We start from the raw sequence: 11,724 nt of genomic DNA, 5'->3' as shown, positions 1-11,724 counted from the left end.
CGTAAGGCGCGCGCAAAAGCGTTTCCCTCTTGCTGCCAGAGGCGGTAGAGTTGCCGCAAACCCGATGCCAACTGATGCAGCGGCAGGCGTGAGGAGCAGGCAAGATGCTGGAGGAAAACAAATTCTTTTGATCATTGGCGGCGGTATTGCTGCCTATAACTCATTGGAGTTGATCCGGCGTCTGCAGGATCAGGGGGCCTCGGTGACGCCGGTTCTGACCCGGGCCGCAGAAGAGTTTGTGACGCCTTTGTCCGTTGCTGCCCTGTCTGGGTCTGCGGTGCACCGGGACCTGTTTGATCTGACCTCCGAGGCCGAAATGGGCCATATCCAACTGTCGCGCAGCGCTGACCTTGTAGTCGTGGCACCGGCAACGGCTGATCTGATGGCAAAGATGGCGCAGGGCCATGCCAATGATCTGGCCTCAACCCTGTTGCTGGCAACGGATACGCCGGTTCTGCTGGCCCCGGCGATGAATGTGCGCATGTGGCAGCACCCGGCGACCCAGCGCAATATCTACCTGTTGCACTCTGACGGCGTGAATTTTGTCGGCCCCAATGAGGGTGGCATGGCCTGTGGTGAATTTGGTCCCGGTCGCATGGCCGAACCAGAGGAGATGGTGGCCGCTATTGCGGCGCAGTTTAGCAGTCAGGGCAGGCTACAGGGGCGGCGTATTCTGGTGACCTCTGGCCCGACGCATGAGCCCATTGACCCGGTTCGCTATATCGCCAACCGCTCCTCCGGGGCGCAGGGGGCAGCGCTGGCCCGTGCTCTGCGCGATCAGGGGGCGGAAGTGGTGTTTATCACGGGCCCTGCCGAGGTCCGGCCCCCCGAGGGGGTGGAGGTCGTGCGGGTGCAAAGCGCGCTTGAGATGGAGGCGGCGGTGCAGGCGGCGCTCCCGGTTGACGTTGGCGTCTTCGCAGCGGCGGTTGCCGACTGGCGGGTTGCCAGTGCCTCGGATCGCAAGCTGAAGAAATCAAAGGACGGCCTGCCGGTGCTGGAGTTTGCGGAGAACCCGGATATCCTCAGGTCTGTGTCGCAGATGACCAAGGGCCGGCCGCCGCTTGTTATCGGTTTTGCCGCCGAGACCAATGATGTGGTGGAAAACGCCACCGCCAAGCGCCTGCGCAAGGGCTGCGACTGGATCGTTGCCAATGATGTATCGCCGTCCACCGGCATCATGGGCGGGGCTGAGAATGCGGTGATCCTGATTTCGGATCAGGGCGCTGAGGAATGGCCACGCCTGGACAAGGCAGAGGTGGCCAGTCGCCTCGCGGCGCGGATCGCAGACAGGGTCGCGCCTGCGCCTTTAGCCGAGGGCGTTCCATCCCTTTGAATGATCTGGCTGCGGTAAGGCCCGGATCGGTCTATACCGGTGCCAGAGCTGAGACCTGCCGGGGTAAAACAAACGGGGCAAAATCCCGGAGTAAAGCCCCGGGACAGAATCAATGAGAGAGACTAATATGGTTGAGATCCGCATGATCTTTGACAGGGGCGCGGACCAAAGCCTGCCTCTGCCATCTTATGAAACCGCAGGTGCTGCTCGCGCGGATTTGCGGGCCAATTTGCCGGACCGAGGTACCCTCACACTGGCCCCTGGCGGGCGTGCTCTGGTGCCGACGGGGCTGCGGCTCGCAATCCCGCAGGGCTATGAAGTGCAGCTGCGGCCGCGCTCTGGGCTGGCGTTGAAACACGGCATCACCCTGCCGAACAGCCCCGGCACCATAGACAGCGATTATCGCGGCCCCCTTGGTGTCATCGTGATGAACGCCGGGGATGCGGATTTTGAAATCGCCCATGGGGACCGGATTGCGCAGATGGTGGTGGCACCAGTTCTGCAGGCGCAGTTCACCCAGGTCGCAGAGCTGGATACAAGCGCGCGCGGCAGTGGCGGTTTTGGCGCGACGGGGCGGCGCTGATGCTGCGGATACTCGCGCTGGCGGCTTTTGTCTGGTGGGGCGGCGGCTACCTTGGCTGGGGGCGGGCCATGCGGGCGAGCCTGCTGGCGGTGTTGTTTGCCGCGGTGATGGCGCTGCAGCTTACGCTGCCCGAAGGACATGCGCTGCGCGAGGCCACTGGCGGATCAGCAGCGCCCTGGCTGATGCTGGCAGGGGCTGGCCTCTTGGCGGCGGGCTACGGCTGGATTATCTCTCGCCTCAAGACCCGCGCGCAATCAAAAGCCAGCACACAGAAAGCCAGCACAATGTCCCAAACACCGCCTCTGTTTTCCGACACGGAACTGAACCGCTATGCGCGCCATATCGTCTTGCGTGAACTGGGCGGGCCGGGGCAGAAAAAGCTGAAACAGGCCAGGGTTCTGGTGATCGGAGCCGGCGGGCTGGGAGCGCCGGCGCTGCAGTATCTGGCGGCTGCGGGGGTTGGCACCATTGGTGTGATTGATGACGACGAGGTGGAAAACGCCAATCTGCAGCGCCAGGTGATCCACCGGGATGCGGACATTGGTATCCCCAAGGTTTTCTCGGCTGAGGCGGCGATGAAGGCGCAAAACCCCTATGTCGAGGTGCGCCCCTTTCATCGCCGGCTGACCGAAGAAAATGCCGAAGCCCTCTTTGCAGAGTTTGATTTGATCCTGGATGGCACGGATAATTTTGCCACACGATATCTGGTGAACCGCACGGCGGTAAAACTGGGCAAGCCATTGATCTCAGGGGCGCTGTCGCAATGGGAAGGCCAGCTAAGCCTGTTTCACCCCAAAACTGATGGCCCCTGCTACCAGTGTATTTTCCCTGAAGCCCCGGCTGCCGGACTGGCGCCCTCCTGTTCCGAAGCCGGAGTGGTCGGGCCACTGCCGGGCGTTGTCGGAGCGATGATGGCGGTAGAGGCGATCAAGGCGATCACCGGGGCAGGCGCGCCGCTGCAGGGGGAAATGCTGATCTACGATGCGCTATACGGCGAAAGCCGCAAAATTCGTTTGTCACAGAGATTGGATTGTTCTGTGTGTGGTGGGGAGACCTGATGTGGCTGATTATAGAGAGATTTCTCAGGGATATGCACAGGGCGCCATTCGGGCTGTTGTCTTAATAAATAGCGGTGCTGCTATAGCTCTATTAAGTCAAATTTCTTCGCTGCTTCCCGAAGTTGGGGCTAGGGTGATTGGGATCGCGTTCATTTGCTTTGTAGTTGGTGTGGCGTGCGGCGTCACATCTTGGGTTTGTGGTTTTGACAATGCACGATCTGTCGATTTGACTGAAAGGGGACAGCTTTCAAACTACTCAATCGCAGACAGATGGCAGTGCATAGGCGTGTGCGTTCTGGCCTTTGGGCTTATTTTGTTTTTAGTGGGCTGCCTTTCACTCGCGTGGGAGTTCCTAGATGCCGGTGTTGTTTCGGGTGAGAAAATTTCTTGACGCAACGGCCGCGCGCGTGAGCGCGCGGCCGGGCCCAACAGCAAGGCGGCATCTTTGATGCCGCAGGCGCTGGCGGGAGCCCCCGCCCCTTTTGTCAGTCTTTCTATTCTTTGGCCTTTTACGCTTTGGTGACCGACAATCTGCCTGCCGGATTGCGGCCAGGATGCATCATCGCTACCCTGCGGCCAAAGGAGATCTCTTTGATGACAAACCCCCTCTTGGCCCATTGGGACACCGCTTTTGAAATTGCCCCCTTTGACCGGATTTCGGATGCAGATTTTGCACCTGCGCTGGATCAGGCGCTGGCGCAACATCAGGCGCAGATCGCCGAAATCGCCGGAAATCCTGCGCCCGCGACATTTGCCAATGTGATCGAAGCCCTGGAAACCCCGTGTCAGGGGTTGGAGCAGGTTCTGTCGGTGTTTTTCACCGTGGCCGGCGCCGACAGCAATCCGGAACGCGAAGCCCTGCAGCGGCAATTCTCTCCCAAACTTGCGGCGCATTTTTCCGCGATCACTGCCAACAAAGCCCTGTATGCACGGGTGAACGCGGTATGGGATCAACGCGACAGCCTTGATCTGACGTCGGAACAGCAGCGGGTTTTGATGCTCACCCATCGGGGATTTGTGCGCGGTGGGGCTGCTTTGGTTGGTTCAGAAGACCAGCGTATGCAGGCGATCAAAGGGCGTCTTGCGACCCTTGGCACTGATTTCACCCAGAACCTGTTGGCGGATGAGCGCGACTGGTTCATGGAGCTGAGCGAAGCCGATCTCGAAGGTCTGCCTGATTTTGTCATCGCAGCCAGCCGCGCGGCAGGCGCTGAAAGAGGCGCTCCGGGGCCGGTGGTCACCCTGTCGCGCTCTGTCATCACGCCGTTTCTGCAATTTTCACCGCGGCGGGATTTGCGCCAAAAGGCTTTTGCCGCCTGGACGGCGCGCGGGGCCAATGAGGGAGAGACAGACAACCGCGCCATTGCCGCCGAGATTCCTGGCCCTGCGCGCCGAACGCGCAGCCCTTTTGGGCTATGCCAGCTTTGCCGACTATAAGTTGGAAACCGAAATGGCTAAGACGCCGGCTGCGGTGCGGGATCTGTTGATGCAGGTCTGGCAGCCTGCAAAGGCGCAAGCCGAGGCGGACGCAGAGGTTTTGGCGCAGATGATGCATGAGGATGGCATCAATGGTGATCTGGAGCCCTGGGACTGGCGTTATTACGCGCAAAAGCGCCGCAAGGCGGAGCACGACCTCGATGAGGCGGAATTGAAGCCCTATCTGCAACTTGACCGGATGATCGAGGCCAGCTTTGCCTGCGCGACGCGCTTGTTTGGACTGGAGTTTGCGCCGCTTGATATCCCCCTGTACCATCCGGATTGCCGGGCCTGGGAGGTGACGCGAGGCGGCAAACATCTGGCGGTGTTTATCGGCGACTACTTTGCGCGTGGCTCGAAACGCTCTGGGGCCTGGTGTTCGGCGATGCGCTCTCAGGCCAAGTTCCCTAGAGAACAGACTCCGATTGTAATAAATGTCTGCAACTTTGCCAAAGGCGACCCGGCGCTGTTGTCCTGGGATGATGCCCGGACCCTGTTCCATGAATTTGGCCATGCGCTGCATCAGATGCTGTCAGATGTCAGCTACGAGAGCATCTCTGGCACATCGGTGGCGCGGGACTTTGTTGAGCTGCCAAGCCAGCTCTATGAGCACTGGCTGGAAGTGCCTGAGGTCTTGCGAGAATTTGCCACCCATGCTGACACCGGCGAAGCCATGCCTGCGGAACTGCTGAACAAAGTTCTGGGTGCCTCGACCTTTGATATGGGGTTTCAAACGGTGGAATATGTCGCCTCGGCCCTAGTTGATCTGGCCTTTCATGAGGCGGCAGCGCCGCAGGATGTGATGGCAAAGCAGGCTGAGGTTTTGGCAGAGATCGGTATGCCAGGCGCGATCACCATGCGCCATGCCAGCCCGCAGTTTGCCCATGTTTTCTCGGGTGATGGCTATTCTTCCGGGTACTATAGCTACATGTGGTCCGAGGTGATGGACGCCGATGCCTTTGCCGCCTTTGAAGAGGCGGGAGGCGCGTTTGACCCGGAGCGGGCCCGTGCGCTGGAGAAACATATCCTGTCGAGCGGCGGATCAGCGGATGCCGCTGAGCTCTACACCGCCTTTCGGGGGCGGTTGCCGGGGGTTGACGCCTTGTTGAAGGGGCGCGGTTTGGCGGCGGAGTAGCGGAGTGTTGCCACTCAGGCTGGGGGCGCTGCCCCCGGTCTGCGACCTCCCCCGAGGTATTTTTAGCCAGATGAAGCCGGGGGAGGGCTGATTGTGAGCTTTCTAGTAGCCCAGCTGACGATCAACCTGATTGACAAAGGGCTGCCCGGCCTCGCCGCGTTGGATGTTTTGGGCAATCATCTGCGCCGCTGTCAGCGCCCGGGTTTCTGCGGCGATATGCGGGGTCACCGTCACATTGGGATGGGCCCAATAGGGGTGTTCTGCAGCAAGCGGCTCTATGCGGAACACATCCAGAGTGGCATGGGCTATCTGTCCCGTCTTGAGCGCGGCCAAGAGGGCATCATCGTCAATCAGCGGACCACGCCCCGGATTTATAATGCGCGCCCCCTGTGGCAACAGGGCAAGCGATGCGCGGTTCAGAGTGTTTTCAGTAGCGGGGGTGTCTGGCAACAGCAGCACCACGATCTGAGCCCGCGACAGGGCCCGCACCAGACCATCGTCGCCGTGTTCGCAGCGGATCCCGGCAATGTCTTTGGGGGAGCGTGACCAGCCGGTGACGGGAAATCCAAGGCGGCTGAGGCTGCTGGCACAGGCTGCACCCAATGCGCCGAGCCCCAGTATGGTCACCGGGCGTTCCTGTGCCAGGGGTGGCACCACTGGCTCCCAGCGGTCCTGGGTGGCAAGGCTGCGGTCGATGTCCAGGTGGTAGCGCAGCACATGGCCTGTGACCCATTCCACCATGCCAGCGGTCAGACCGGGATCGACCATGCGGCACAGGGGCTGGGTCAGGGTCGTGTTCCCGACAATTTTTTCCACCCCGGCCCAGAGGCTGAGCACAGCTTTGCAGGCGGTATAGGGCGTGAAGTCCTGCAGCTCGGAGTTGGGCGCGTAGACCACATAGCCGACCTCGCAGGGCGGGTGGTCCCGGCGCAGATCGACCTCGAGCCCGGCCTGTTCAAAGGCGCTTTTGAGGGCGGGCGCGTAGGTTGTCCAGCGTTCGGGACGGGCGGCAAACTGAACCTTGATCATGTGGCAAAAACGCCAGACATATCCGCAAAGCCCTTGATCTCGATCGGATTGCCGGCGGGGTCATGAAAGAACATCGTGCTTTGCTCGCCCGGCTCACCGGCAAAGCGCGTGGTGGGCGCGAGGGTAAAGTCCTGACCGGCCTTGGTCAGCCTATCCGCAAGCACTTGCCACTCGGCCTGCGTAAGGATCACCCCGAGATGCGGCATCGGCACCATGTGGTCGCCCACCTTGCCGGTGTTGGCGCTGGCAAAGACCGGCCCCAGGTGCAGTGAAATCTGGTGGCCGAAAAAGTTGTAATCCACCCAGGTTTCCGTGCTGCGCCCCTCAATGCAGCCTAGCAGGCCGCCATAAAAGGCGCGGGCCTTGTCCAGGTCATCCACATGATAGGCGAGGTGAAAGATGCTCATGGTGTATGGTCCTTTTGCTACGGCCCAGCGGGCAGAAAAAATAGATCAGGCGGCTGGGCTGGCAGCTGCGCTTTGCCTTGCCTCAGGGGCGGCGGCCTTAACGGGTGCGGTGAACAGTGGCGCTTTGTACCAGGCCAAAGGCCGCCAGCAGCACCAGCATTGCCGAGCCGCCATAAGAGACCAGGGGCAGTGGTACGCCAACCACAGGGGCCAGCCCCATGACCATCGACATATTGACGGCAAAGAACAAAAAGAAGGTGATCGCCACGACCAGAGAAACGAGCGAGGAAAACCGGTCCCGGGCGGCAAGGGCGGTTGCGACACAAAAGACAATGATCAGGATGTAGAGGCTGAGCAGGGTGAGGCCGCCGATAAAGCCGAACTCTTCGGCCAGGGTGGTAAAGATGAAATCCGTGTGTTTTTCCGGTAGAAAATTCAGCCGCGACTGGGTGCCCTGCATATAGCCGCGCCCGGACCAGCCGCCGGACCCCAGCGCGATCTTGGACTGGGTGATGTGATAGCCGGCCCCCAGAGGGTCCTGCGAGGGATCCAGAAAGGTGTCGATGCGGCGGTATTGGTAGTTCTTGAGCAGCTGCCCGGCGGTGGCGCGGCCTTTGGAACACGGCTGTGATCAAGCCGATGCCTGCGGCAAAGACGGCGGCAAAATAGGCCCAGTGCACCCCGGCGAGAAACATCACCCCGCCCCCCGCCGCCAAAAGCAGGATCGAGGTGCCAAGATCGGGCTGGCGCAGCACCAGCAGGGTGGGGAGCAGGATCATCAGCACCGGCACCAGCACCCAGATCGGGCGTGAGCTGCGCTCGGGCGGGAGCCAGTCATAATAGGCGGCCAGCAGCATCACCGAGGTGATTTTCATCAGCTCAGAGGGTTGCAGCCGCATAAAGCCAAGGTCGATCCAGCGCTGTGCGCCCATGCCAACCGTGCCAAAGAACTCAACCGCCAGCAGCAGCATGACGGATATCAGATAGGCCAGGACCGAGATATTGCGCCCGAACCAGATTGGCACCAGGCCGATCACGATCATCACGCCCATGCCCAGCAGGAATCGTTTGAATTGTGGCTCTGCCCAGGGCGAAAACGACCCTCCGGCCACCGAATAGAGCATCAGGAACCCCACGCAGGCGACCGAGGCCAGCAGCAAGGTCAGCGGCCAGTTCAGATAGAGCACCTTGCGCAGGCCGGTGGGGGTCGATTTGGCGTTATATTCAAGATAGCTCATGCGCGGTCGCTGTCCTGATTTTGCGACCGTTTGATGCGTTCACGCTCCAGACGTTCCTGCTGCGCCTTGATCCGGCTGCGGTCGCCCTTTGGGTAGGCCTCCAGCGGCGGCGTGCCATTATAGAGAGCCTGTAGCATCACATCGCGGGCAATGGGCGCCGCCGCAGTTGATCCGCCGCCGCCATGTTCCACGATCACCGAAATTGCGTATTTCGGTTTGTCAAAGGGGGCAAAACAGACATAGAGCGCATGGTCGCGCCGCTCCCAGGGCAGGTCTTTGTTGCTGATCACGCCGGCGGCACGCTCGGCGGCAGTGATATTGCGCACCTGACTGGTGCCGCTTTTGCCGCCCATGCGCAGGCCTTCTGCGATGATGCGTGAGCGATATCCGGTGCCGCGCCGGTCGTTGCTGACCGAATACATGCCGCGCCGCACCATGCGCAGATTGTTCTCATTCAGCCCCATTTGCTCGCCGACCCCTGAGGGCTGCTCAATGCCGTCGATGGATTTCACAAGGCGCGGCGTGATGCGGCGCCCGGTGGCCAGACGCGCGGTCATCACCGCCAGTTGCAGTGGCGAGGCAAGCATAAAGCCCTGACCAATCGAGACGTTGACCGTATCACCCACCAGCCAGTCCTGACCCCGCACCCGCGATTTCCACTCGCGGTTGGGTGCCAGGCCACTGGCCACGGCAGACATAGGCAGATCGTGGCGAATGCCCAGCCCCAGCCGATTGGCCATGGCTGAAATCTTGTCGATGCCCACCTTGATGGCAAGGTCATAGTAGTAAACGTCGCAGGACTGCTTCAGCGCGGTATTGAGGTCGACATGGCCGTGACCAGCCCGCTTCCAGCAATGAAACCGCCGCCCGGACACCTCAAGATGGCCGGGGCACCAGACGGTGTCTTCCGGCCCGATCAGCCCTTCTTCGAGCGCCGCCAGCGAGGTCACCATCTTAAAGGCAGAGCCGGGCGGATAGGTGCCCTGAACCGTTTTGTTGGCCAGCGGGCGATAGGGGTCATCGGTCAGTTGCCGATAGTCCGCAACCGAGATGCCGCGCACAAACAGATTGGGGTCAAAACTGGGGGCCGAGGCAATGGCGCGCAGATCGCCATTGTCGCAGTCGACCACCACAACGGCGGCGCTTTCTGAGCCCAGCCGCGCCTGGGTATAGTGCTGCAGGTCGGCATCCACCGCCAGCTGCATATCGGCGCCGGCCTGACCTTCCTTGCGATCCAGCTCGCGCATGACGCGGCCGGTTGCGTTGACTTCGACCCGTTTGGCACCGGCGGTGCCGCGCAGAACATCTTCGCGTTTTGCTTCAAACCCCACCTTGCCGATCTGAAAGCGCGGGATGCGCAGGATCGGGTCAGGGGTGTCCAGCTTGCTGAGGTCATAGTCGGAGACCGGGCCGACATAGCCAACCACATGGGCAAAATCGCTTTGCTGTGGGTAGATCCGGGTCAGGCCGACTTCGGGGGTGATGCCGGGCAGGGCAGGTGCGTTCACCGCCACCTTTGAGATGTCTTCCCAGGTCAGCTGGTCTGCAAGAGTGATCGGCAGGAAGGGCGGCGAGCGGCGCATCTCGGCCAGGGCGCGTTCCACATCTTCGGGGGACAGGGTGATCAGGCGCGACAGTTTGGAGATCACCTCGTCCACATCGCCCGCATCCTCTGGCACAATAATGATGCGGTAAGAGGGCGAGTTATGCGCCAGCGTGGTTCCGTTGCGGTCAAAAATCTCACCGCGGGCCGGGGCAAGCAAGCGAATATTGATGCGGTTCTCTTCGGCCAGCAGGCGGAACTGGTCGGCCTGATCCACCTGCAAATAGCGCATACGGGCCGCCAGTGCACCGGCAACACCCAATTGCAGCCCGCCCAGCAGCAGTGCGCGGCGGCTCAGCTTGCGATGGGCACCTTCCAGGTCTCGTGGGTTGCGTTTCATCCGCGCGCTCCCATGATTTCTGCCTCAGCGGGGGACAGTTTGCGCACGCCCAAAAGGCCCTGACTAAACAGCACCACCACTGGGTAGGCTATGATTGTCGCCAGCATTTCGATCAATGACAGGCTGAGCGGGGCCTGCGCCACCGCAAAGAGCGACAGGATGAACCGGTTCAAAAGCGTGATCGCCGCGATAACCAGAGCTACCGAGAGCCATTCAACCGCAAAGGTGGTTTCATGCTGTGGTTGGGTGCGTGACTGCAGGAACTCGCAGCCCAGAACCACCAAAAGCGCCAAGACCCCCGGCGGCCGGTCGAACAGAAAATCCGCGAGCAGCATGATCAGGGTGAGAAGCAGGATCGGCACATAGTCAGGGCGCCGCAGCGACCAGGCCATGGCAAGGGCGATCAGTAAATCCGGCGGTGCCCAGTTGCGTGCCACCGTGTCGAGGGGCAGCAGGTGAAAGAAAATCACCACAAAAGCAAGCCCGGCAAAACTGGCCCGCATCGTCAGGGTGCGTCCCGCAGAGACCTCAGCCATTGTCAGCTCCTGTGGCTGGCGCGGTTGTGCCAAGGCCCAGACCACCGGGGCGGGATCTGGGGGTATTGGCGCCGGGGGCAGGGACAATCAGCCCGCCGGGGTCGCGGATCACCTGGGTGCCGTGGGGCCGCAGCACCCGCAGATACTCTAACCGTTCGTAATCGGCTGACAGGCGCACCCGGATGCGGCCGCTGCGATCTTCGGTGACCTGACCCACCAAAAGCCCGGCGGGAAACACTGCGCCATCGCCCGAGGTGACAACCCGGTCGCCGGGGCGCACCAGATCGGCGTTTTCCAGAAAGGCCAGCAGCGGCGCGGCACTGTTGTCGCCGGTCAGCAGGGCAGTCTGGCCTGAGGGCTGAATGGTGACAGGCACCGCACTGGCGGCATCGGTGAGCAGAACCACCCGTGCGGTATTGCGCCCGGTGCCAGAGATCCGTCCAACCAGGCCGATGCCATCCATGGTGGCCCAGCCATCCTGAAGCCCATCGCGGGCGCCAACGTTCAAAATCACCGATTGGCGAAAGGGAGAGCCGCTGTCTGCTGTCACCACGCCGGTGATAAAGGCGAGTTTGGGATCCAGACGCACATTGTTGAGATCCAGAAGCCGGGCATTCTCCTGTTCCAGTTGCAGGGCGGCCTCTTTCCAAGCACGCATCTGGCGTAGTTCCGAGCGCAGCTCGCGGTTCTGGTCGGCCAGACGCTGATAGCTTTGGAAGTCACGCACCAGGTTGATGGTTCCGGTCACCGGCGCCATGGCCCAATCCATATTGGGCACAACCGCGTCAATCAGCTGGGCCCGAAACCGCTCAACCCGGGGGCTGTCGATGCGCCAGACCAAAAACAGCGCGGCCAGACACAGGCACACCACAGCAACCAACAGGCGGCGCAGTGGCGCGGCATAATCTTCGCGCTGGGAGCGGTCTTTGGCCAAGGGGCTCCTTTCCGGCATCCGTGCGCGCGCTCTGAGGTGTCAGAGCGGCTGC

At 61.5% G+C, this 11,724-nt stretch carries 9 protein-coding genes and 2 pseudogenes; 5 read left to right on the top strand and 6 right to left on the bottom strand.

Annotated elements, in window-relative coordinates; genetic code table 11:
* Positions 1-64 precede the first annotated feature (64 nt).
* The 5 genes and pseudogenes from coaBC (at position 65) to B4968_RS02755 (ending at position 5,585) form a co-directional block, all read left to right on the top strand.
* The gene (gene coaBC, locus B4968_RS02770; RefSeq protein WP_083096395.1) at positions 65-1,333 is read left to right on the top strand and encodes a bifunctional phosphopantothenoylcysteine decarboxylase/phosphopantothenate--cysteine ligase CoaBC; all 1,269 of its coding nucleotides are present in this window, start codon (positions 65-67) and stop codon (positions 1,331-1,333) included.
* A 127-nt stretch (positions 1,334-1,460) separates the two neighbouring features.
* The gene (gene dut, locus B4968_RS02765; protein ID WP_083096392.1) at positions 1,461-1,916 is read left to right on the top strand and encodes a dUTP diphosphatase; all 456 of its coding nucleotides are present in this window, start codon (positions 1,461-1,463) and stop codon (positions 1,914-1,916) included.
* On the top strand, positions 1,916-2,974 hold the full coding sequence (locus B4968_RS02760) for a HesA/MoeB/ThiF family protein (protein ID WP_083096390.1): 1,059 nt from the start codon (positions 1,916-1,918) through the stop codon (positions 2,972-2,974). The genes dut and B4968_RS02760 overlap by 1 nt, the downstream gene beginning before the upstream one ends.
* 1 nt (position 2,975) lies before the next feature.
* Positions 2,976-3,365, top strand: coding sequence for a hypothetical protein (locus tag B4968_RS22935; protein WP_139792554.1), 390 nt, complete (start codon positions 2,976-2,978; stop codon positions 3,363-3,365).
* 203 nt (positions 3,366-3,568) lie between these two features.
* Positions 3,569-5,585, top strand: a pseudogene (locus tag B4968_RS02755) (M3 family metallopeptidase).
* A gap of 102 nt (positions 5,586-5,687) precedes the next feature.
* Here B4968_RS02755 and B4968_RS02750 read toward each other — a convergent pair.
* The 6 genes and pseudogenes from B4968_RS02750 to mreC form a co-directional block, all read right to left on the bottom strand.
* Positions 5,688-6,614, bottom strand: coding sequence for a 2-hydroxyacid dehydrogenase (locus B4968_RS02750; RefSeq protein ID WP_083096388.1), 927 nt, complete (start codon positions 6,612-6,614; stop codon positions 5,688-5,690).
* A complete protein-coding gene (locus B4968_RS02745) occupies positions 6,611-7,021 on the bottom strand; it encodes a VOC family protein (protein ID WP_083096386.1) in 411 nt (136 codons plus the stop codon). Before B4968_RS02745 ends, B4968_RS02750 begins: the two co-directional genes overlap by 4 nt.
* Positions 7,022-7,118: 97 nt before the next feature.
* Positions 7,119-8,259: pseudogene (rodA, locus tag B4968_RS02740) on the bottom strand (rod shape-determining protein RodA).
* Positions 8,256-10,202, bottom strand: coding sequence for a penicillin-binding protein 2 (mrdA, locus tag B4968_RS02735; protein WP_083096383.1), 1,947 nt, complete (start codon positions 10,200-10,202; stop codon positions 8,256-8,258). The pseudogene rodA and the gene mrdA overlap by 4 nt, the downstream one beginning before the upstream one ends.
* Complete coding sequence (locus B4968_RS02730; RefSeq protein ID WP_083096381.1) at positions 10,199-10,738, bottom strand: rod shape-determining protein MreD; 540 nt, start codon at positions 10,736-10,738, stop codon at positions 10,199-10,201. Before B4968_RS02730 ends, mrdA begins: the two co-directional genes overlap by 4 nt.
* Positions 10,731-11,672 (bottom strand): rod shape-determining protein MreC, encoded by a 942-nt coding sequence (mreC, locus tag B4968_RS02725; RefSeq protein WP_083096379.1) that lies wholly within the window; start codon positions 11,670-11,672, stop codon positions 10,731-10,733. Before mreC ends, B4968_RS02730 begins: the two co-directional genes overlap by 8 nt.
* Positions 11,673-11,724: the final 52 nt, after the last annotated feature.

It is taken from the genome of Pseudophaeobacter leonis, from assembly GCF_002087335.1.
GTDB classification, from domain to species: domain Bacteria; phylum Pseudomonadota; class Alphaproteobacteria; order Rhodobacterales; family Rhodobacteraceae; genus Pseudophaeobacter; species Pseudophaeobacter leonis.
This window is presented reverse-complemented; position numbering and strand designations above follow the sequence as displayed.